At 60.8% G+C, this 21,276-nt stretch carries 18 protein-coding genes; 8 read left to right on the plus strand and 10 right to left on the minus strand.

Annotation, left to right across the window (positions count from 1 at the left end):
• Nucleotides 1-48: 48 nt before the first annotated feature.
• From pqqF to AD665_RS18155, 7 genes are all read left to right on the plus strand, one after another.
• Entirely contained in the window at nt 49-2,481 is a 2,433-nt protein-coding gene (pqqF, locus tag AD665_RS18130; RefSeq protein ID WP_053193051.1) for a pyrroloquinoline quinone biosynthesis protein PqqF, read from the plus strand.
• 157 nt (nt 2,482-2,638) lie between these two features.
• Entirely contained in the window at nt 2,639-2,713 is a 75-nt protein-coding gene (gene pqqA, locus AD665_RS27040) for a pyrroloquinoline quinone precursor peptide PqqA (RefSeq protein WP_003177660.1), read from the plus strand.
• 80 nt (nt 2,714-2,793) lie between these two features.
• Nucleotides 2,794-3,705 carry a pyrroloquinoline quinone biosynthesis protein PqqB gene (gene pqqB / locus AD665_RS18135; protein ID WP_024779400.1) on the plus strand — a complete coding sequence of 304 codons (912 nt, stop codon included), beginning with the start codon at nt 2,794-2,796 and terminating at the stop codon, nt 3,703-3,705.
• 194 nt (nt 3,706-3,899) lie between these two features.
• Nucleotides 3,900-4,652, plus strand: a complete 753-nt coding sequence (gene pqqC, locus AD665_RS18140; protein WP_024779401.1) for a pyrroloquinoline-quinone synthase PqqC — start codon at nt 3,900-3,902, stop codon at nt 4,650-4,652.
• Nucleotides 4,649-4,924 (plus strand): pyrroloquinoline quinone biosynthesis peptide chaperone PqqD, encoded by a 276-nt coding sequence (pqqD, locus tag AD665_RS18145; RefSeq protein ID WP_024779402.1) that lies wholly within the window; start codon nt 4,649-4,651, stop codon nt 4,922-4,924. The genes pqqC and pqqD overlap by 4 nt, the downstream gene beginning before the upstream one ends.
• Nucleotides 4,896-6,047, plus strand: a complete 1,152-nt coding sequence (pqqE, locus tag AD665_RS18150) for a pyrroloquinoline quinone biosynthesis protein PqqE (protein ID WP_024779403.1) — start codon at nt 4,896-4,898, stop codon at nt 6,045-6,047. Before pqqD ends, pqqE begins: the two co-directional genes overlap by 29 nt.
• Entirely contained in the window at nt 6,013-7,836 is a 1,824-nt protein-coding gene (locus AD665_RS18155) for a S9 family peptidase (RefSeq protein WP_024779404.1), read from the plus strand. Before pqqE ends, AD665_RS18155 begins: the two co-directional genes overlap by 35 nt.
• A 122-nt stretch (nt 7,837-7,958) precedes the next feature.
• Here the strand turns inward: AD665_RS18155 and AD665_RS27045 are convergent, their stop codons facing one another.
• The 5 genes from AD665_RS27045 to AD665_RS18175 form a co-directional block, all read right to left on the minus strand.
• The gene (locus AD665_RS27045; protein ID WP_003177654.1) at nt 7,959-8,117 is read right to left on the minus strand and encodes a YqaE/Pmp3 family membrane protein; all 159 of its coding nucleotides are present in this window, start codon (nt 8,115-8,117) and stop codon (nt 7,959-7,961) included.
• A 329-nt stretch (nt 8,118-8,446) separates the two neighbouring features.
• Nucleotides 8,447-10,225, minus strand: coding sequence for an acyl-CoA dehydrogenase C-terminal domain-containing protein (locus tag AD665_RS18160; RefSeq protein ID WP_024779405.1), 1,779 nt, complete (start codon nt 10,223-10,225; stop codon nt 8,447-8,449).
• A 224-nt stretch (nt 10,226-10,449) separates the two neighbouring features.
• Nucleotides 10,450-12,246: an acyl-CoA dehydrogenase C-terminal domain-containing protein gene (locus AD665_RS18165; RefSeq protein ID WP_053193052.1), complete on the minus strand. Its 1,797-nt coding sequence runs from the start codon at nt 12,244-12,246 to the stop codon at nt 10,450-10,452.
• A 91-nt stretch (nt 12,247-12,337) separates the two neighbouring features.
• Complete coding sequence (locus AD665_RS18170) at nt 12,338-13,627, minus strand: GGDEF domain-containing protein (RefSeq protein WP_024779407.1); 1,290 nt, start codon at nt 13,625-13,627, stop codon at nt 12,338-12,340.
• A 330-nt stretch (nt 13,628-13,957) separates the two neighbouring features.
• Complete coding sequence (locus AD665_RS18175) at nt 13,958-15,763, minus strand: phenylacyl-CoA dehydrogenase (protein ID WP_024779408.1); 1,806 nt, start codon at nt 15,761-15,763, stop codon at nt 13,958-13,960.
• A gap of 290 nt (nt 15,764-16,053) precedes the next feature.
• Here AD665_RS18175 and AD665_RS18180 point away from each other — a divergent pair, with 290 nt between their 5' ends.
• Entirely contained in the window at nt 16,054-17,328 is a 1,275-nt protein-coding gene (locus AD665_RS18180) for a delta-60 repeat domain-containing protein (protein ID WP_053193053.1), read from the plus strand.
• A gap of 38 nt (nt 17,329-17,366) precedes the next feature.
• On the opposite strand, the gene AD665_RS18185 is transcribed toward AD665_RS18180, so the two are convergent.
• The 5 genes from AD665_RS18185 to bioF form a co-directional block, all read right to left on the minus strand.
• Nucleotides 17,367-17,663, minus strand: coding sequence for a hypothetical protein (locus AD665_RS18185; RefSeq protein ID WP_041022289.1), 297 nt, complete (start codon nt 17,661-17,663; stop codon nt 17,367-17,369).
• Between the two features lie 105 nt (nt 17,664-17,768).
• Complete coding sequence (bioD, locus tag AD665_RS18190; RefSeq protein ID WP_024779411.1) at nt 17,769-18,449, minus strand: dethiobiotin synthase; 681 nt, start codon at nt 18,447-18,449, stop codon at nt 17,769-17,771.
• The gene (gene bioC / locus AD665_RS18195; protein ID WP_053193054.1) at nt 18,446-19,258 is read right to left on the minus strand and encodes a malonyl-ACP O-methyltransferase BioC; all 813 of its coding nucleotides are present in this window, start codon (nt 19,256-19,258) and stop codon (nt 18,446-18,448) included. Before bioC ends, bioD begins: the two co-directional genes overlap by 4 nt.
• Complete coding sequence (locus AD665_RS18200) at nt 19,251-19,982, minus strand: alpha/beta fold hydrolase (protein WP_024779413.1); 732 nt, start codon at nt 19,980-19,982, stop codon at nt 19,251-19,253. Before AD665_RS18200 ends, bioC begins: the two co-directional genes overlap by 8 nt.
• On the minus strand, nt 19,975-21,153 hold the full coding sequence (gene bioF / locus AD665_RS18205) for an 8-amino-7-oxononanoate synthase (protein ID WP_024779414.1): 1,179 nt from the start codon (nt 21,151-21,153) through the stop codon (nt 19,975-19,977). The genes AD665_RS18200 and bioF overlap by 8 nt, the downstream gene beginning before the upstream one ends.
• Nucleotides 21,154-21,276 lie beyond the last annotated feature (123 nt).

The raw sequence follows: 21,276 nt of genomic DNA on the forward strand, positions 1-21,276 counted from the left end.
CATCCTGCAATCCGCTAGCATGAGCGCATCTCTGCCTTGGAAGCGCTCATGCCGGCCCCCGACTCCCTCCGCCCCTCCACTGAAACCCTGGTCAATGGCCTGAAGGTGACATTGCGTCATGCAGCCGGTCTCAAACGCAGCGCGGCCGTGCTGCGGGTAGCCGCCGGCAGCCATGATGCGCCATTGGCCTGGCCGGGCATGGCGCACTTCCTTGAGCACCTTTTCTTCCTCGGTACTGAGCGTTTTCCTGCGGGAGAACATTTGATGGCCTACGTGCAACGGCATGGCGGCCAGGTCAACGCACGCGCCAGCGAACGCACCACGGACTTTTTCATCGAGCTGCCGCCTGCCGCCTTCGCCGGCGGACTGGACCGGTTGCAGGACATGCTTGTCCATCCGCGCCTGGACGAAGCCGACCAGTTGCGGGAACGAGAAGTGTTGCAGGCGGAGTTCATCGCCTGGTCCCAGGACCCGGCGGCCCAGCGCCAGATTTCCCTGCTGGAAGGCCTCTCGATGGTCCACCCGCTGCGGGGTTTTCACGCCGGCAACCGTGACAGCCTGGCCGTGTCGCAGCCTGAATTCCAGACGGCACTGCAGGACTTTTATCGAGGGTTCTACCACAACGGCCAAATGACCCTGAGCCTGGTTGGCCCGCAAAGCCTCGATGAGTTGAGCGCTCTGGCAGAATCATTCGGCAACGACCTGCCCGCCGGCGACGTAGCTGCCCGGCAGTCACCACCGAAACTGATGGAATCGGCCGATACCGGTTATCAACAGCTCAGCGACCGTCGCCTCGATCTGCTATTCGCCTTCGAAGACCTGCCCAGCGCTTCACCCCAAGCTTTGGATTTTCTTTGCACCTGGCTGAACACCGGCAAACCGGGCGGCTTGCTGGCCACGTTGCGCCAACGTGGTCTGGCTGACAGCCTCAACGCCACGCCGTTGTATGAATTTGACGGACAGGCGCTGCTGCACATCGAACTCAAGCTCGACGAGCCTCAACGGCACGACGAAATACAGCCGTTGCTGCGCGACTGGTTGGGATTTTTTGCCGCCCAGGATGACTGGGCGTCCTTGCGCAAGGAGTTGACCGCCCTGCTCCATTGCCGGCAAGCCACAGGATCGGCGCTGCAACTGGCCCGCTCGGACAGTGAAAGTCGGGAAGAGCCCCTGTTGCAGAATGACCTCGAGCGACTCCGGGAAATCCTCAGGCAACTGCACCCTGCGACTCACATCACTGAAAAATGGCAACTACCCGCGCCCAACCCGTTCCTGCAAACGGCCATCGAGCCACCCCGCGCCGGTCTGATACGCGGTCAGACAAGCGCCCACCGCGGTTTACGGACCTTCGCCCAGGACCGCTCCCGGGGGCGACGCGACCGCTCACCCATGCAATTCAGACAGGGACTGACGGATCACCCCCGTGAAGGCGTGGTGTACCTGCGCTGGCGACTGGCGGCTCAAACGCCCCACGGTCTTCAATCCAGGCTGGAACAGCACCTGCAGGAATTGCGAGAGGAGGCCCGGCAGGCCGGTGTTGAAGTCACCATGGAGATCTCCGGAAACCAAAGCCTGCTGAAGCTGATCGGTTTGCAGGCACCGATACCGCTGGTGCTCGAACAGGTCCTGACAAAGTTGGGGGAGCCGCTGCCCAACGCTGTAGACGAAACTCCGCTGATGCCGATTCGACATTTGTTGCAGGCGCTGGCGGATCACTGTCGACCGTCGTCTCCACCAGAAACCAGGCCACGGCCCGACAGCGACCAAAGCCTGTGGGCGACCGCCGAATGGGACGGCTTGGCCATCGGCCTTTCTGAAACAGCCCAGGGCGCCATGGGGCCTGCCCTGGCCAGGGTCCCCGGCATTGCCGCCCAGCCAGTCAAGCCGGCGCCGCTCTTGGCGCAGCGTATCTGGCACAGGTTGCCGACCCAGGGCGACGAGCAGGCCGTGTTGCTGTTTTGTCCGACACCCACCCTGGCGTTGCCCAACGAAGCCGCCTGGCGGTTACTGGCACAGCTGTGTCAGACGCCGTTCTACCAACGCCTGCGGGTCGAGTTGCAGCTGGGCTACGCGGTGTTCAGCGGATTGAGGCAGATCGATGGGCAAACCGGTCTGCTGTTCGGTGTCCAGTCGCCCAGCGCCTCGGCGACTGAATTGATCACGCACATGGAACAGTTCCTGGAAGCGCTACCGCAACTGATCCGGCAGATCGACGATTCGACCTTGTTCGGCCAACAACGGGCACTCGCCTCCCAGTTCCACAGCGACACCCTGCCCTGCGCCCAAGCGGCCGAACTGCTTTGGCAGGGTAAACTGGCCGGCCGCCCGTCGGATTACCTTGAGCAACTTTACGATGCGGTCGCCGGACTGAATCGCGAGCAATTGCTCGATGCCGCCCAACGCCTGATCGACGCCGAAGGTGGCCGGTATTGCCTGAGCAACGGTGTCTGCCCGGATGAACATTGGCACATAGCGGAATGATCATTACAGCGTCTGCAATGAGCTTTCTCGGAGAATCGAGGCGTGGAATTTTGTTTAATTTAGTAACATAGCAGCCTAAGCATCTGAACATCTCCGAACGGAGGTGGACTATATGTATAGATCTGAACCGTCCCACCCCAACCAAAGGAGTATTTCCATGTCCTGGTCCAAACCCGCATATATCGACCTGCGTATCGGTTTCGAAGTCACCATGTACTTCGCCAGCCGTTAATTGCTGCGGTCGGTTGAACGCGCAGCAAACGCCTCGGTCATCCGGGGCGTTTTTTATTTCGGTTATCAGATGGAGCGGCCATGTTCGTCCAGATTCTAGGTTCCGCCGCTGGCGGCGGTTTTCCTCAATGGAACTGCAATTGCGCCAATTGCGCAGGTTTTCGCAACGGCAGCCTGCGGGCCCTGGCGCGCACCCAGTCGTCCATCGCGATTTCCGATGACGGAGTGAGCTGGGTGTTGTGCAACGCCTCTCCGGACATCCGCGCCCAACTCCAGGGCTTCGCGCCGATGCAGCCTGGTCGGGCCCTGCGGGACACCGGCATCGGCGCGATCATCCTGATGGACAGCCAGATCGACCACACCACAGGCCTGCTCAGCCTGCGGGAAGGCTGCCCGCATCAAGTCTGGTGCACCGACATGGTCCATGAAGACCTGAGCAGCGGTTTTCCCCTGTTCAACATGCTGACCCACTGGAACGGTGGGCTGAGCTGGAACCGCATCGAGCTCGACCAAAGCTTCACCGTGCCGGCCTGTCCGAACCTGCGCTTCACCCCGCTGCCCCTGCGCAGCGCCGCACCGCCCTATTCGCCACACCGCTTCGACCCGCACCCAGGGGACAACATCGGCTTGATCGTCGAAGACCTGTGTACCGGGGGCAAGCTGTTCTACGCGCCAGGCCTGGGCAAGTTGGACGAAGCACTGTTGGAGATCATGGCTGGCAGCGATTGCCTGTTGGTGGATGGCACGATGTGGGACGACGATGAGATGCAGCGTCGCGGCGTCGGCACCCGTACCGGGCGGGAAATGGGCCACCTGGCGCAGAACGGTCCCGGCGGCATGCTCGAAGTGCTGGAGCAACTGCCCGGACCGCGTAAGGTCCTTATCCACATCAACAATACCAATCCGATTCTTGATGAAGATTCACCAGAGCGGGCCGAACTTGTACGCCGAAAGATTGAAGTGGCCTACGACGGAATGAGTATTGAGTTGTAGCAAGGGCGGGACGATTGTGGGAGTGAGCGTGCGCTGTGTCAGCCTGGTTGTGCTGGCCGGGCTGGCCCCATCGCGAGCAGGCTCGCTCCCACAGTAGTCCGAGTGCGCCACAGAACCCATGTGGGAGCGAGCCTGCTCGCGATGAGGCCAGCCCAGACGCCACAGAACCCACGGTTATTCCCCGGAGAACCGCAATGACTGATACCCCCCTTTCCCCCGCCGAGTTCGAAGCGGCCCTGCGTGCCAAAGGCGCGTATTACCACATACATCACCCCTATCATGTGGCGATGTATGAGGGCCGTGCCACTCGCGAGCAAATCCAGGGCTGGGTCGCGAACCGCTTTTACTATCAGGTGAACATTCCGCTGAAGGATGCCGCGATCCTGGCCAACTGCCCGGATCGAGAGGTTCGCCGCGAGTGGATACAGCGCCTGCTCGACCACGACGGCGCCCCCGGTGAAGACGGTGGTATCGAGGCCTGGCTGCGGCTGGGCCAGGCCGTGGGACTGGACCCCGATCAATTGCGCTCCCAGGAACTGGTGCTGCCAGGGGTGCGATTCGCTGTGGATGCTTACGTCAACTTCGCCCGCCGGGCCAGTTGGCAGGAGGCCGCCAGTAGCTCGCTGACCGAGCTGTTCGCCCCGCAGATCCACCAGTCCCGCCTGGACAGCTGGCCGCAGCATTATCCGTGGATCGACCCGGCCGGCTATGAGTACTTCCGTACGCGCCTGGGCCAAGCCCGCCGTGACGTGGAGCATGGCCTGGCGATTACCTTGCAGCACTACACCACCCGCGCAGGCCAGGAGCGCATGCTGGAGATCCTCCAGTTCAAACTGGACATCCTCTGGAGCATGCTCGACGCGATGAGCATGGCCTACGAATTGAACCGCCCGCCCTATCACAGCGTGACCGGCCAACGGGTGTGGCACAAAGGAATCCCCTTATGAGTTTCGACCGCAGCAGAACCCCTCGCTGGCGCCCCGGCTATCGCTTCCAGTATGAACCGGCGCAGAAAGGTCATGTGTTGCTCTATCCTGAAGGCATGATCAAGCTCAACGACAGCGCTGCGCTGATCGGTGGACTGATCGACGGTGAACGGGATGTCACGACCATCATCGACGAGCTGGCCAAGCAGTTTCCCGACGTGCCCGAACTCGGTGACGACATCGAGCAGTTCATGGAGGTCGCCCGTGCAGAGCATTGGATCGAACTTGCCTGACAAGCCCGCGATCGGCTTGCCGCTGTGGTTACTGGCGGAGCTGACCTATCGTTGCCCGCTGCAATGCCCCTACTGTTCCAACCCGCTGGACTTCGCCGAGCAGGGCAAGGAACTGAGCACCGAGCAATGGTTCAAGGTATTTCGTGAAGCCAGGGAAATGGGTGCCGCGCAGCTGGGTTTTTCCGGTGGCGAACCGCTGGTGCGCCAGGACCTCGCCGAGCTGATCGGCGAGGCGCGCAAGCTGGGTTTCTACACCAACCTGATCACCTCCGGCATCGGTTTGACCGAACAGAAAATCAGCGACTTCAAAAAGGCCGGCCTCGATCACATCCAGATCAGCTTCCAGGCCAGCGACGAGCAGGTGAACAACCTGCTGGCCGGCTCGAAGAAAGCCTTCGCACAGAAACTGGAAATGGCCCGGGCGGTGAAGGCCCACGGCTACCCGATGGTCCTCAACTTCGTCACCCATCGGCACAACATCGACAAGATCGACCGCATCATCGAGTTGTGCATTGCCCTTGAAGCCGACTTCGTCGAACTCGCCACCTGTCAATTCTATGGCTGGGCGCAGCTCAACCGGGTGGGCCTGTTGCCTACCCGGGAACAACTGGTGCGCGCCGAGCGCATCACCAATGAATATCGCGCCAGGCTCGAAGCCCAGGGCCATCCGTGCAAGCTGATCTTCGTCACCCCGGACTACTATGAGGAACGCCCCAAGGCTTGCATGAACGGCTGGGGCAGCCTTTTCCTGACGGTGACACCGGACGGTACCGCACTGCCATGTCACGGCGCCCGACAGCTACCGGTGCAATTTCCCAACGTGCGCGACCACAGCATGCAGCACATCTGGTACGACTCCTTCGGTTTCAACCGTTTCCGCGGCTACGACTGGATGCCCGAGCCATGTCGCTCCTGCGACGAAAAGGAGCAGGACTTCGGCGGTTGCCGCTGCCAGGCGTTCATGCTCACGGGCGACGCCAGCAATGCCGACCCGGTGTGCAGCAAATCCGCACATCACGGGGTGATTCTCAAGGCCCGGGAAGAAGCCGAGCACGCCACCCAGACCATCGAACAATTGGCCTTCCGCAATGAACGAAACTCGCACCTCATCGCCAAAAGCTGAGCCGTTCAGCGCCGCCCAGGCCGTTGCGGCGGGGATCGACTTCGCTGAATTGCAGGTCGGCCCACTGGGCCTGTTCTGGAACGAATATCGCCCGGAAGACGGGGCCTGCCGGATCTGGCAATGGCAAGACACCCAGGCCCGTTGCCTGACCCCGGACGGTTTCAGCGCACGCAGCCGGGTCTATGAATATGGCGGTGGATCGTTCTGCCTGGGCGACGATGGCGTGCTGTTCGTCAACGACGCGGACCAGCAGCTGTACCGCCAGTCCCTGAGCGGCGAGATGCCCGTGGCGTTGACGTCGGGCGACTGTCGATATGGCGATCTCAGTTTCGCCGCAGGCCAGGTATTGGCAGTGGAGGAACAGGCCAATCAACATCGCCTGGTAGCGATTGGCCTGGCAGATCGACAGCGGCGTCTACTGGTCGAAGGCGCTGACTTCTATGCCGCGCCAACCTTGAGTCCGAACGGCCAGCGACTGGCCTGGATCGAGTGGAGCCGTCCGCATCAACCGTGGACGGCCACGCGCCTGATGCTGGCCGAACGCACCGCTACCGGTTGGGGTGAACCCCGTTGCGTGGCGGGCAGCGCTGAAGAAGAATCCATCCAGCAACCGCGTTTCGATAATGCCAACCGCTTGTACTGCCTGAGCGATCGCGGCGGCTACTGGCAGCCGTGGGTCGAGACGACCGACGGCCTGCAACCGCTGCCCTGCGCTGAAGCCGATCACGCTCCCGCGCCGTGGCAACTCGGCGGCTGCACTTGGTTGCCGTTAGACAGCAGCACGTACCTGGCGAGCTGGACCGAAGCGGGTTTCGGGCGGCTTGGCCTGTGCCGCAGTGACGCGGGGGAGGAAGATTACACCGGCGCCTACACCCGCTTTCGCAGCCTGGCGCTGGACGAGCGGTTCATTTACGCCATTGTCGCATCTCCGGTCAGTCCTTGCGCAGTCATCGCGATTGAACGCCACAGTCACGACACGCAGGTCCTGGCCGGAGGCGTCGCGCCTCTGCCCGTCGAACAGATCAGCCGCCCGCAGACCCTGCACTATCCGTCGACCTCGGGCATGGCCCATGGGTTCTTTTACCCAGCCATGGGGGCAGACACCAAGCCGCCATTGGTGGTCTTCATCCATGGCGGCCCCACCTCGGCCTGCTATCCCTTGTTCGATCCGCGCATCCAGTACTGGACCCAGCGCGGCTTCGCCGTCGCGGACCTCAATTACCGTGGCAGCAGCGGCTACGGCCGGATCTACCGGCAAGCGCTGCATTTGAACTGGGGCGTGGTGGACGTCGAGGATGCCTGTGCGGTGGTTGGCTATCTGGACGAGCAGGGTCTGATCGATGGCCGCCGTGCGTTCATCCGCGGCGGCAGTGCCGGTGGCTATACGACGCTCTGCGCCCTGGCGTTTCATGACGTATTTCGTGCCGGCGCCAGCCTTTATGGAGTCAGCGATCCGGTCGCCCTGGGTCGAGCCACGCACAAATTCGAAAGTGATTACCTGGACTGGCTGATCGGCGACCCGCAACGGGACGTCGAGCGTTACCGTGCCCGTACCCCGCTGCTGCACGCAGATCAGATCCACGCACCGGTTATCTTCTTTCAGGGCGAACTGGACGCCGTGGTCGTGCCGCAGCAGACCCGCGATATGGTCAGGGCGCTGAAAGACAACGGCGTGACGGTCGAAGCGCATTACTATCCGGATGAGCGTCACGGCTTTCGCAAGGCGGCGAACCAGGCCCACGCCCTCGAGCATGAGTGGTTGTTCTATCGGAAGGTGATGGCGTTGTAAGGAGATGAAGAACCTGTGGGAGCGAGCCTGCTCGCGATAGCGGTGGATCAGTCGACATCCATGTTGGATGACAGACAGCTATCGCGAGCAAGCTCGCTCCCACATGGGTTTTGCTGCAATGTTCAGCGCTTGGCGATGATATAGACCGCATGGACGATGCCGGGGATGTAACCCAACAGTGTCAGCAGAATATTCAGCCAGAAAGCCCCGCCGAAGCCGACTTGCAGGAACACGCCCAATGGCGGCAACAGAATGGCGATGATGATGCGAATGAAATCCATGGTGGGCTCCTGATGGGCGATGGCTACATTGCCATATAGCACATTGACCCATGACCGCTCGTCAGGGTTCAAACCATCAGTGAGTAGGGCGAAGCCAGGCAGGAACAAAAAACGCAGGCAAAAGAAAACCCCGCCGAAGCGGGGCTTTGCAGACTGTTTCCCTGATATCCCTTTCACTCCACCTTCCTGGCGGAATCCTACGTGTCCGTGTTGTTTCTCTGCGCATCCTGCGCGACGTCCATGTGAAGTAGATTAGCCTTGGATCCAATCAGCCGATAGAGGGAAATCGACGTCACGTAATGTAAGCATTTGCTTACATTGCCTCATATTCAGAATTGCCCTGCTTCCAGCAGGAACAGCGATTCACTGCCTGCTTTCACCGAAGCGCTCAAGGAATGGATCCGTGGCAGCAGGCGAGCGAAGTAAAAGCGCGCAGTTCCCAGTTTGCTGGCGTAGAAGTCATCCTGGCTTTCCTTACCCAACGCCGCCTTGGCCATCAGCGCCCACATGTAAGCGTAGGCGGTGTAGCCGAATGCCTGCAGATACTCCACCGAAGCCGCGCCGATTTCGTTCGGGTTGCTTTTCGCCCGGTCCAGCAGCCAGTCGGTCAGCTCGTCCAGGGTAGCGACAGCATTATTCAACGGCTTGGTGAACTCGGCCAGATCGCTGCTCGCAGTGGCGGTGAAGTGGCGAATCTCGTCGGCGAACAGCTTGTAGAACGCGCCGCCGCTGCCGACGATCTTGCGCCCCACCAAGTCCAGCGCCTGGATACCGTTGGTGCCTTCGTAGATCTGGGTGATGCGAACATCACGCACCAACTGCTCCTGGCCCCACTCGCGAATATAACCGTGGCCGCCGAAAATCTGCTGGCCATGCACAGTGGTTTCCAGGCCCAGATCCGTCAGGAACGCCTTTGCCACCGGCGTCAGCAACGCAACCAGATCTTCGGCGCGCTTGCGGGTGGCTGGGTCTTCGCTGAACTTGGCGGTGTCCAGTTGCATCGCCACGTAGGTGGAGAATGCCCGACCGCCTTCATTCGAGGCCTTCATGGTCAGCAACATCCGGCGCACATCGGGGTGGACGATGATCGGGTCGGCGACTTTGTCCTTGTTCTGCGCACCGGTGGGCGAACGGCTCTGCAAGCGATCACGGGCGTATTCGATAGCGTTCTGGTAGGAGCGCTCTCCGGACGCCAGGCCCTGGATACCGACCCCCAGACGTTCGTAGTTCATCATGGTGAACATCGCCGCCAGGCCTTTGTTCGGCTCGCCGACCAGATAACCCACGGCTTCATCGAAGTTCATCACGCAGGTGGCAGACGCCTGAATACCCATCTTGTGTTCGATCGACCCGCAGTTGGCCGCGTTGCGCGCGCCCAGGCTGCCGTCGGCATTGACCATGAACTTGGGCACCAGGAACAACGAAATGCCTTTCGGGCCAGCCGGCGCATCCGGCAGTTTTGCCAGCACCAGGTGAATGATGTTCTCGGTGAGGTCGTGCTCGCCGCCGGTGATGAAGATCTTGGTGCCGCTGACCTTGTAGGAGCCGTCGGCCTGGGGTTCGGCCTTGGTGCGAATGATCCCCAGGTCCGTCCCGGCATGGGGCTCGGTCAGGCACATGGAGCCCGCCCAGATGCCGGCGTACATGTTCGGTAGATACGCCGCTTTCAACTCTTCGCTGGCGTGGGCGTTGATCGACAGGCAAGCCCCGGCGGTCAGCATTGGGTACAGACCGAAGGACAGGCTTGCGGAGTTGACCATTTCTTCGACCTGGGCCGAAACGGCCTTGGGCATGCCCATGCCACCGTAGGCAGGATCGCCGCCGACACCGACCCAGCCGCCCTCAGCGTAAGTCTGGTAGGCCTGTGGGAAACCTGCCGGCGTGGTGACGGCACCGTTCGCCCAATGGCAGCCTTCTTCATCAGCGGCACGGCTGAGGGGCGCAATGCTTTTGCTGGTGACTTTGCCGGCTTCTTCGAGAATCGCTTCGACGGTTTCAGCGTCGACGGTCTCGGCCAGTGCCGGCAGCTCGGCCCAGAGTTTCGCGACCTCGAACACTTCATTGAGGACGAAGCGCATATCGCGCAGGGGCGCTTTGTAGTCAGCCATGGCAAACCTCGCAGGATCTAAACAGTTGGTCCGTGGGAAAACGGTTTTAGCAATGGTCGGAGTGTACCTCAACAACTTTTGCGACACATAGGGTCAACACATGACTGTTTTGTTATTTTTAGTCAAAACAAAAAGATCGCAGGCTTCGCTAGCTTCTACATGAAAATGCGTATTCCCTGTAAGAGCTGGCGAAGCCTGCGATCTCTGTTGGCATTCCCTCTAAATCAAAGCGCAAACAGCGCGGCCGGCAGCTTCATCAGACAGTCGCTTCCCGACTCGATGGCGGCCCGATGGGCAGCCGTGCGCGGCAACAGTCGCTTGAAGTAGAACTCGCAGGTCGCCAGTTTGCCTCGGCAGAAATCGGCATCGCCGGTACCACCGTTGAGTTGTGCCTGGGCCACCAGCGCCATGCGCAACCACAGGTAGGCCAGGATGATATAGCCGCTGTACATCAGGTAATCCACGGAGGCGGCGCCCACTTCGTCCGGGTTCTTCATGGCGGCCATGCCGACCCCGGTCGTCAGTTCGCCCCACTGCCGGTTGAGTCCGTCGAGTTGTGCGATGAAATCCTTTAGCTGCGGGTGTCCGGTATTCGCGGCGCAGAATGTGTGAACGATCTTGGTGAACCCGCGCAGCAGCTTGCCCTGGCTGCCCAAAACCTTGCGCCCCAACAGATCCAGGGCCTGGATTCCGTTGGTGCCTTCGTAGATCGGCGCGATGCGGCAGTCCCGCACCAATTGCTCCATACCCCACTCGCGAATGAAACCGTGGCCGCCAAACACCTGCATGCCATGGTTCGTCACTTCCAGTCCGGTTTCGGTCATGAAGGCCTTGCAGATCGGAGTGAGGAACGCCAGCAGATCCTCTGCCTCCTGACGGGCGCTTTCGTCGGCGCCCAGGTGCGCCGTATCCAGCAGTTGCGCGGTGAAATACGTCAGTGCCCGATTGCCTTCATTGAAGGCTTTCATGGTCAGCAGCATCCTGCGCACATCGGGATGGACAATGATCGGATCCGCGACTTTCTCCGGTGCCTTGGGGCCGGTGAGCGAGCGCATCTGCAAGCGGTCGTTGGCGTATCTGATCGCGCCCTGGAAGCTCGTTTCTCCCAGGCACAAGCCCTGCATGCCGGTGCCGAGCCGCGCATGATTCATCATGGTGAACATGCAGTTCAGGCCCTTGTTGGGCTCGCCGATCAGGAATCCCTTGGCGTCGTCGAAATTCAACACGCAGGTGGCAGAGGCCTTGATGCCCATCTTGTGTTCGATCGAACCGCAGGTCACGCCATTACGTTCCCCCGCCTCGCCCATGGCATCGGGCAGGAACTTGGGCACAATGAACAGCGATATGCCCTTGGTACCGGCGGGAGCATCCGGCAGTTTGGCCAGCACCAAGTGAATGATGTTTTCACTCATGTCGTGTTCGCCGGCGGAAATGAAGATCTTGCTGCCGGAGATCCTGTAGCTGCCGTCGGCCTGAGGCGCGGCGCGGGTCTTGATGATGCCCAGGTCCGTGCCGCAATGGGCTTCGGTCAGGCACATGGTGCCGGTCCATTGACCGGCGGTGAGCTTGCTCAGGTAGGTTTGCTTCTGCTCTTCGGTGCCATGGGCATGAATGGCCGACATGGCACCGTGGGTCAGGCCCGGGTACATGCCCCAGGACGTGTTGCTGGACGCGATCATTTCGCTGATGACCAGGCCCAGGGAACCGGGCAGACCCTGGCCACCATAGCTCGGATCGGCGGCCAAGCCGTGCCAGCCGCCCTCCACGTACTGTGCGAAAGCTTCTTTGAAACCGATAGGCGTGGTCACCACACCGTTGTCGAAATGACAGCCCTCTTCGTCACCGGAACGATTGAGCGGCGCCAGTACGTTCTCACAGAAGCGCGCACCTTCTTCGAGGATCGCGTTGACCATGTCCGGGCTGGCATCGCTGGCCCCCAGTTCGGCATAACGGCCATGGAAATCGAAAACGTGGTCGATCAGGAAGCGCATGTCGCGCAGGGGAGCTTTGTACTCGGGCATGGTGATTTTCTCCGGTAGCAGATCGTTCAAACCTACTGCCGGCCACCGAGTCTCACAATCACAGTACAGACGCTGAATGCGCCGTCATCACTCAACCCGCGGCGGCTTCCATGCGTACCGCGCCACGGCGGCTCTGGCCGAAAGCAACCACACAGTTGCGTCCGGCGCCCTTGGCGTTATAGAGAGCCTGGTCGGCGGACTTGAGGACTTCTTCAGGCGTACGCTGCTCGAGACGTTCCGCGACACCGATGCTGACCGTTACCGACACGCTGGATGCCCCCGCCCCGGAGCGGCGCTGGCGACCTTGTTGGTCATCCTGGGGTCGACTGTCCGGATTGCGCAGTTGAATGGCGTACGTCTCGATGGACTGGCGGATGACCTCAAGATGAGGCATGCACTCGTCGATGGTTTTGCCTGCAAACACCAACGCAAACTCCTCGCCACCGTAGCGATAAGCCCGACCGCCGCCACCGATTTTCGACAGTTTGCTGGCCACCAGGCGCAACACTTGGTCGCCCACGTCGTGGCCATGGGTGTCGTTGAATTTCTTGAAGTGGTCCACATCGCTCATCGCCAGCACATAGTTGCGACCCAACCGCTGCATGCGCTCATTCAGCGCACGCCGTCCCGGCAAGCCGGTCAGCTCATCACGAAACGCCATCTGATAGGCCTCATGGGCGACCGCCGCAGCGATCATCAGCATCACCTGGCTGCACATGATGTTCAGGGTGAATGGCAGGATGAAGGTCTTCGGCAACATCCAGAAAAGCCCCAACACGCCTACCAGCTGTGCGGCATGCAAGGGCCGGGGATTGCGCCAGTATTGCCATGACAGCAACAGGAATACGCCGAGGAACACCGGGTAGGACAATTGGATCAGGCTCATCCAGGCGCCATGCAACGCCGGCCAGCGGATCTCCGAAAGCCAAAGCAACAAGGCTTGGGGAAAGCTCTGCTCCAAGGCCAATGCCACGCTGCCAAAGGCCAGCAGAACCGCGAAACGCGCGACCATGTCCTGGAACAAGTGGGTGCGCTCCTGCCACGCCGCGAACAGGCCAAACAACAACGGCAGCAACAGGCAGACGAGGTGGAACACCACGGCGGCGTCTTCACGCACCTTGCCGTTGTCACGGTAGAAATCGGTCTGGGTGTCCAGCAGGAAGTAGCCGATGTACACCGTGACCATCAGAAACAGCTCACGTTGACGTCGGTAAACAGCGCAGTACGCACCGCCCAACAGCAACACCAACGTAGGAAGAACATTGAACAACGAGGTGAAGAAGACGTTGAGATCCTTGACGTAGGCAGCCGCAAGCCCCGCCAGCAATAGCAACAGCGAAGGTAGGAAATGACTGAAACGTACAGCGGAAGAACGCGGCAAGGGTAAAACTCCAACCCGGCTGATCAAAGATGGCATTGTGCCTGCTATTGGAACAATAAGGCACGAGAGATGTGACCGATATCACACTGCCATCGCTGTAACGGCAGGAAGGGATGTTTTCTTAAAGGACAATTGGATGAATATTGTTTCAGGATCAGCGCATACCCCTGTGGGAGCGAGCCTGCTCGCGAAGCGGTGTATCAGATATTTTTTTGTCGACTGACACACCGCATCGCGAGCAGGCTCGCTCCCACAGTTTTTTCCTGCGAGCATGAAAAAGCCGCTGCGTCCCGAAGGAGGCAGCGGCTTTCAGAAGATACCGCCTGAGGCTTAGTAACCCAGTGCGAAGTCTTCTTCTTTCATGTCCATCAGATTATTGGCACCGGACAACATGGCAGCCACGTGAGTACGGGTACGCGGCAGGATGCGCTGGAAGTAGAAGCGCGCCGTCTGCAGCTTGGCGGTGTAGAAAGCCTCTTCGGTGGTGCCGGCAGCCAGTTTTTCCGCCGCCAGACGCGCCATGTCGGCCCAGAAGTAGGCCAGGCAGGCGTAACCGGAGTACATCAGGTAGTCCACCGAGGCCGCGCCGACTTCTTCGCGATCCTTCATGGCCGCCATGCCAACCTTCATGGTCAACTCGCCCCACTCCTTGTTCAGCGCGGCCAACGGTCCGACGAACTCTTTGACCGCTTCGTTGCCTTCGTTGCCCTGGCAGAACTTGTGGACGATCTTGGTGAAGCCCTTGAGCGCTTCGCCCTGGGTCATCAGCACTTTACGGCCCAGCAGGTCGAGGGCCTGGATGCCGGTGGTGCCTTCGTACAGCATCGAAATGCGACTGTCGCGAACGTTCTGCTCCATGCCCCACTCGGCGATGAAGCCGTGGCCGCCGTAGATCTGCACGCCGTGGTTGGCCGATTCGAAGCCGACTTCGGTCATGAATGCTTTGGCGATCGGCGTCATGAACGCCAACAGCGCATCGGCCTTTTTCTTCTCTTCCTCATCGACGCCGTACTTGACGATGTCGACCTGCTTGGCGGTGAAGTAGACCATCGCCCGGTTACCTTCGGCGAAGGCCTTCATGGTCAGCAGCATGCGACGCACGTCAGGGTGCACGATGATCGGGTCAGCGGGCTTGTCCGGCGCTTTCGGGCCCGTCAGGGAGCGCATTTGCAAGCGGTCACGGGCGTATTTCAGGCCGCCCTGAAAGCCGATTTCAGCGTGGGCCAGGCCTTGCAAAGCGGTGCCCAGGCGTGCGGTGTTCATGAAGGTGAACATGCAGTTCAGGCCTTTGTTCGCCGGGCCGATCAGGAAACCGGTGGCCGCGTCGAAGTTCATCACGCAGGTAGCGTTGCCGTGGATGCCCATCTTGTGTTCGATCGAACCACAGCTAACCGCGTTGCGCTGGCCGATGGTGCCGTCGGCGTTAGGCAGGAACTTGGGCACGATGAACAGCGAAATGCCCTTGGTACCGGCCGGAGCGTCCGGCAGACGCGCCAGAACGATGTGGACGATGTTGTCGGCCATGTCGTGTTCGCCGGCCGAAATGAAGATCTTGGTACCGGTTACCTTGTAGGAGCCATCGGCCTGTGGCTCGGCCTTGGTACGCAGCATGCCCAGGTCGGTACCGCAGTGGGGTTCGGTCAGGCACATGGTGCCGGTCCATTCACCGGACACCAGTTTGGTCAGGTAGGCGTCCTGCTGCTCGGGCGTACCGTGCTCGGAAATCGTGTTCATCGCGCCGTGGGACAGGCCCGGGTACATGCCCCACGACCAGTTGGCTTCGCCGACCATTTCGCTGACGGCCAGGCCCAGCGACTCCGGCAGGCCCTGACCACCATGCTCGACGTCATGGGCCAGGCTTGGCCAGCCACCTTCGACGAATTGCTTGTAGGCTTCCTTGAAACCGGTCGGGGTTTTCACGCCGGACTCGCTCCAGGTGCAGCCTTCGGTGTCACCCACGCGGTTCAGCGGAGCCAGCACCTGCTCACAAAACTTGGCGCCTTCTTCGAGAATGGCGTCAACCATGTCCGGAGTTGCGTCCTGGCAAGCCGGAAGGCTCTGATAATGCGCTTCATAGCCAAGCAGTTCATCACGAACGAAGCGAATATCACGCAAGGGGGCCTTGTAGTCAGGCATAGCGATAACCTCTGCTGATGTAACCGGGGATGAACGACCGCATGGATTTGTTGTGGCGGTCAAACAGTTGTTTGAAACATACGTTTACGCCTAAATCTTGTCAAGCGTCTATCCATTACCGCTGGTCCCACCATTCAGATCGTCTCGACATTGTCGTTGGCACCTGGCTCGTCAATCCGGCACAACTGTCAGCTTCTACAGGTTCGGCGTTTCAAAAAAGGCGATTTACTAAGCCCATGAACGAACTGGGCGTCCCCAGTCCAGATTAGTTGCGATTGGAGGAAAACGATATGGACACTCAACCAACAGGCACTCCCCAACCTCGTCAACCCGGTCAGTTGGATCCGGCTTTTGGAACCGAAGGGTTCATTGGCGTGAACGCAGAAGGCGTAGCCAGCTCGCTCGTCTGCGACAGCGAAGGCAAGCTGATCCTTGCCTTGCAACTCAAGGGTTATTTTGCACTGACGCGCTACTTGCCCGATGGCGTCAAGGACACTTCGTTCCATGACACAACCGGATGGTTCGAGGACGGCTCCAAAAACAGCACGCCGACGCGCGTGTTACTTCAGGAGGACGGAAAAATACTGCTCATTGGCGGCTCCACCAAAGACAGCGAATGGCGACCTGCACTCATGCGTTTCTATGCCACGGGCAGCCACGATCTCGTATTCGGGCGCAAAATAATCACCATGAGCCCCGAGCATGCACGCACTACGGACAGCAACTACAAATCGGTTGATGGTTGCCTGCAGAAAGATCAGAAAATTCTCGTCTGCGCCTACTACCTTACCTATGAAAATGCCCAATCGGGGGTCGAGGGCCGCCTGTTCAGACTGCATACCAACGGGGAACCCGATACAGGCTTTGGAGCCGGTCGCGGATTCATCGACATCAGGTTCCATGGCCATCCCAGCTACGCCTGCAATGTGCAGACTCAGAGCGACGGCAAGATCATCGTCGCAGGATCCTGGCGGTATCAGGGTGAGCAACCGAGGACACGAACAGTGGCCCGCTACACCATCGCGGGAGAACTGGACATCACCTTTGGCAATCAGGGTTTCGTTGATATCGAGATGGACGAGGGTTCCTCCGACCAGTCGCGTGCTCAAATCAACTCACCGGATATCGTCAGCCATATTGCAATTCAGGAGGACGATAGAATCCTGATCGCAGGCCAGATGACAGGTCTCGATAACCTGAGAAGGGGCTTACTTATCCGGCTGGAGGCCAATGGTGAAATCGATGGAAGTTTCAACAACGGCGAGCCGCTTCTGATTGCCCGCCCGGGCTACCATGTGGCCCTGAACGCCCTGACCATCCAAGCCGATGGCAGAATCGTCACGGTGGGTCATGCCTTCGTCCCCGGGCAGCCAAACAAGCCTATCCAGGCGTACGAGCGGGTGAGCCAGAGCGGAGTCATTGAAGGCTTCTGGCAAACCGACGAAAGCGGCAACTTATATGATGTACAGGTGCAGCCTAATCACCGCGTGGTGGTTTCGGGTGGTTTTTTCAATGCTGCAATCAGCTCTTTTACGCCCCGGATATGGGGGTATCAGGGCGCTTGAGTCGATTGATGCTCAACGAAGGGTTCAGGCGAGCGGGCTCAGGCGAAGGTATCGATCAACGTACCCAGCATCTCGTCGGATGCTTTAGCCACGTTCACGCCCGCTTGCACCTGGAACTTGCCCTGGGCCATTTCAACCATGTTGCTGGCCAGGTCCGATTGCTGGCTGCGATCCACCGACCGCAGGCGATCGACCTGGACTTCGGACGACTGACTGGTAACCGCCCGCTCGATGGTGTTGTTGGCGATTTGAGATGAAGCCTGATCGACACGGTTCTGCCCTGTCTGAATAGTACTCAGACCAGCATAGAATGCGGTACTTCCTGAGATTTCCATGGCAAGGCTCGTATCTTGAAGGGTCGACAAGGCCATTGAATCAGAAGCACTGGGAAAAGGCCCGACAAAAACACTAATGGCACAGTGCCTTGTTATAGGCAAACCCTAATCCAGCAGGTCCAGATGCAGGTACCCGGCCACTGCTTCCGCCGTCACGCCCTTGATTCGTGGCACCCGGCCCAGGCACGGTGCCGGAAGGCGTTCGGCGAGCGTGGCCAGATTTTCCTCCAGCCGCGATGTCTTGGGGTCGACGATATTCGCAACCCAACCAGCCAATTGCAGGCCGTCCCGGGCAATGGCTTCGGCGGTGAGCAACGCGTGACTGATGCAGCCCAGCCGTACCCCCACCACCAGGATCACCGGCAGGCCCAGGGCCATTGCCAGGTCAGAGAGATTGTCCTGATCGGCCAACGGAACGCGCCAGCCGCCCGCGCCTTCAATCAAGGTGAAATCGGCTTGCAGGGCCAGCACGTCACGCATCGGCCCCAACAACGACTGCACCGTCAATGCCACGCCGGCTTCCCGGGCCGCCAGATGCGGCGCGATGGCCGGCTCGAACGCCATCGGGTTGACCTGGGCATACGTCAGCGGCATCGAGCATTCGGCGAGCAGGGCCAGGGCGTCGGCATTGCGCAGGCCTTTGGGGGTGACCTCGCAACCGGAGGCCACGGGCTTTCCGGCGGCGGTGCTCATGCCGGCCTGTCGCGCTGCGTGCAGCAGGCCGGCCGCAACAGTGGTCTTGCCCACATCGGTGTCGGTACCGGCGATGAAGTAAGCCTGGCTCATAGGGGTTTCTCCAGCACGGCGTAGACCACCTGATAGGTCGCGGGCAACCCTTCTACCCGACGAAATTGCTCGTAGGCTTCAATCATCCCCAGGATCCTCGCTCTGCCGGTCAACCCACCCGGGCGGCCTGGATTCAGATTATGGGCACCAAGGGACTTCAATTCATGGGTCAGGCTGCGTACGTCCGGGTAATACAACACATGGGGACGGTTCTCGAGGCTGATGACCTTCAACCCGCTTTCCATGCACAGTTGTCGATAGGTTTCGAACTCCCGGAAACGGTTGACGTGCACCAGGCCGTCCACCTGGCGCCAACTGTCGCGCAATTCGTACAACGTACCGACGCAGAGACTGGTGAAGGCAAAGGCTCCGCCCGGTTTCAATACACGATGCGCCTCCCTCAGCACCGAGGCAAAGTCCGCGCACCACTGCACCGCAAGGCTGGAGAACACCAGGTCGCAACTCGTCGTTTGCAGAGGCAGGCGCTCCGCGTCACCGGCGACGAAATGCGCAGCCCCACCCTGGGGCCGGGCATGGTTGAGCATTCCTTCGGCGATATCCAGCGCAACGCCGCTCGCCACGCCGAAGCGCGCGCCCAGCGCCCGAGTGAAGTGACCGGTGCCGCAACCCACGTCCATCCAGCGTCCCGGCACGAGCGAGGCAGGTAACTGCTCCAGCAACTGTTGCCCCACGTCGCGCTGCAATTCCGCCACGCTGTCGTAGCTGGCCGCCGCCCGGGAGAACGAGGCTGCCACCTGGCGCTTGTCAGGCAAGGTCCCGGGCAATTTGGGAAGGGACAGGTCAGTCATCACCGGCCTCATGTAAAAAGGCCTGGATCGCCCCCGCGACACCGTGCGGGTCTTCCAGAAGAAATCCATGACCGGCCTGTTCGATCAGGCCGATCTCGACGTCCGGCAACAATGCCAGCAATTCACTCGCGGCTTCGGCCGGCACCAGGGCGTCGAGCCCGGCAAACAGATGCAATTGCGGGCCACGGAAGCGTTGCAAAGCGGCACGGGTATCCAGCTGCGCCAGCACTTGCAGACCGGCCATCGACACCTCCGGCGCGGTGTTCGGTGCGCCGGCCAGCAGCAGCCTCGCCAACCCGCGGGGGTCGCTGCAACCCTGGGCGCATAACAAACTGAAACGCTTGAGGGTCAGGCGTGGATCGGCGGCACACCCGGCGAGGAAACCGTCGAAGGTGTCACTGGCCATCGCGCTCGGCCATTGCTCATGGGCCACAAACGAAGCATTGCTTGCCAGGGTCAACAGCCCGCAGCAGCGCTCGCCCCGGCGCGCGGCCAACTCGGAGGCCAGCATGCCGCCCAGGGACCAGCCACCCAACCAGGCATCCTGGGGCACGCAGGCGTCCAACTCATCGAGCCACTCCTCGGGATTACTCGTTACCAGGGCCGGCAACGGCTCGATTTCCACCCGCAGATGTTCGTCGAGCCCGTGCAGCGCAGCGGCCAGCGGTTCCAGCGGGGAAACGCCCAGCCCCCAACCAGGCAGCAATATCAATCGATCACGCATGGCTTGCCTCCGGCCCCAGCAGGGCAAAACACTCGGCCAGTGCATTCAACAATAGTTGCACCTGGGCCTCGCTGTGGGCGGCCGTCAGGGTCACACGCAAACGGGCGCTGCCGGCCGGGACGGTGGGGGGCCGTATCGCGGTGACCATCAGACCCCGTTCGCGCAGCATTTGCGACAGGCGCATCGCTCGCCCGGCATCGCCGATCAGAATCGGCTGGATTGGCGTGAAGCTGTCCATCAGTTGCAGGCCAATCTGCTCCGCGCCATGGCGAAACTGACGGATCAACACTTGCAAATGCTCGCGCCGCCAATGCTCGCTGCGCAACAACTCAAGGCTTTTGAGCGTGGCGCAGGCCAGGGCCGGCGGTTGGCTGGTGGTGTAGATGTAGGGGCGGGCAAACTGGATCAGGCTCTCGATCAGTTCTTCACTGCCCGCCACAAAAGCGCCAGCGGTGCCGAAGGCCTTGCCGAGGGTGCCGACCAGCACCGGCACGTCGTCCTGGCTGAGGCCGAAGTGCTCGACGATACCGCCTCCGTTCGCGCCCAACGGACCGAAACCGTGAGCATCGTCGACCATCAGCCAGGCGCCCCTGGCCTTGGCTTCACGGGCCAGGGCCGGCAGATCGGCAATGTCGCCGTCCATGCTGAAGACACCGTCGGTGACCACCAGGGTATTGCCGGTGGCTTTCTCCAGACGGCTGGCCAGGCTCCGGGCGTCGTTGTGCAGATAACGGCTGAAACGCGCGCCGGACAGTATCCCGGCGTCGAGCAACGACGCGTGATTGAGCCGGTCCTCCAGCACCGTATCGCCCTGCCCGACCAGTGCGGTCACGGCGCCGAGGTTGGCCATGTAGCCGGTGGTGAACAGCAGCGCCCGCGGACGACCGGTGAGATCGGCAAGAGCTTCCTCCAAGGCGTGATGGGGACCGCTATGGCCGATCACCAGATGGGAAGCGCCGCCACCCACCCCCCAACGAGCCGCCCCGGCACGCCAGGCTTCGATCACCTGCGGGTGATTGGCCAGGCCCAGGTAGTCATTGTTGCAGAACGCCAGCAACGGCTGCCCGTCCACAACCACCTCCGGCCCCTGGGGGCTTTCGAGCAGCGGGCGCTGGCGATAGAGGTTTTCGGCACGACGGGCAGCCAGGCGTGCGGCGAGATCGAAGGGCATGCAGGCCTCGGGGTGACCACTATTCAAAGATTGAAGGGTTCCCCTGTGGGAGCGAGCCTGCTCGCGATGGCGGTGTGTCATTCGACGTAAATGTTGAATGCTCTATTGCTATCGCGAGCAGGC

The organism is Pseudomonas corrugata (assembly GCF_001269905.1).
Taxonomy (GTDB): domain Bacteria; phylum Pseudomonadota; class Gammaproteobacteria; order Pseudomonadales; family Pseudomonadaceae; genus Aquipseudomonas; species Aquipseudomonas corrugata.

Excerpts from the sequence above, each read along its gene's own strand:
- bioF (WP_024779414.1), bottom strand. The coding sequence starts at position 21,153 with ATGCCCTTCGATCTCGCCGCACGCCTGGCTGCCCGTCGTGCCGAAAAC.
- AD665_RS18175 (WP_024779408.1), bottom strand. The coding sequence starts at position 15,763 with ATGCCTGACTACAAGGCCCCCTTGCGTGATATTCGCTTCGTTCGTGAT.
- pqqB (WP_024779400.1), top strand. The coding sequence starts at position 2,794 with ATGTTCGTCCAGATTCTAGGTTCCGCCGCTGGCGGCGGTTTTCCTCAA.
- bioC (WP_053193054.1), bottom strand. The coding sequence starts at position 19,258 with ATGACTGACCTGTCCCTTCCCAAATTGCCCGGGACCTTGCCTGACAAG.
- AD665_RS18155 (WP_024779404.1), top strand. The coding sequence starts at position 6,013 with ATGAACGAAACTCGCACCTCATCGCCAAAAGCTGAGCCGTTCAGCGCC.
- pqqD (WP_024779402.1), top strand. The coding sequence starts at position 4,649 with ATGAGTTTCGACCGCAGCAGAACCCCTCGCTGGCGCCCCGGCTATCGC.
- pqqC (WP_024779401.1), top strand. The coding sequence starts at position 3,900 with ATGACTGATACCCCCCTTTCCCCCGCCGAGTTCGAAGCGGCCCTGCGT.
- bioD (WP_024779411.1), bottom strand. The coding sequence starts at position 18,449 with ATGAGCCAGGCTTACTTCATCGCCGGTACCGACACCGATGTGGGCAAG.
- AD665_RS27045 (WP_003177654.1), bottom strand. The coding sequence starts at position 8,117 with ATGGATTTCATTCGCATCATCATCGCCATTCTGTTGCCGCCATTGGGC.
- AD665_RS18165 (WP_053193052.1), bottom strand. The coding sequence starts at position 12,246 with ATGCCCGAGTACAAAGCTCCCCTGCGCGACATGCGCTTCCTGATCGAC.
- AD665_RS18160 (WP_024779405.1), bottom strand. The coding sequence starts at position 10,225 with ATGGCTGACTACAAAGCGCCCCTGCGCGATATGCGCTTCGTCCTCAAT.
- AD665_RS18200 (WP_024779413.1), bottom strand. The coding sequence starts at position 19,982 with ATGCGTGATCGATTGATATTGCTGCCTGGTTGGGGGCTGGGCGTTTCC.
- pqqF (WP_053193051.1), top strand. The coding sequence starts at position 49 with ATGCCGGCCCCCGACTCCCTCCGCCCCTCCACTGAAACCCTGGTCAAT.
- AD665_RS18180 (WP_053193053.1), top strand. The coding sequence starts at position 16,054 with ATGGACACTCAACCAACAGGCACTCCCCAACCTCGTCAACCCGGTCAG.
- AD665_RS18185 (WP_041022289.1), bottom strand. The coding sequence starts at position 17,663 with ATGGAAATCTCAGGAAGTACCGCATTCTATGCTGGTCTGAGTACTATT.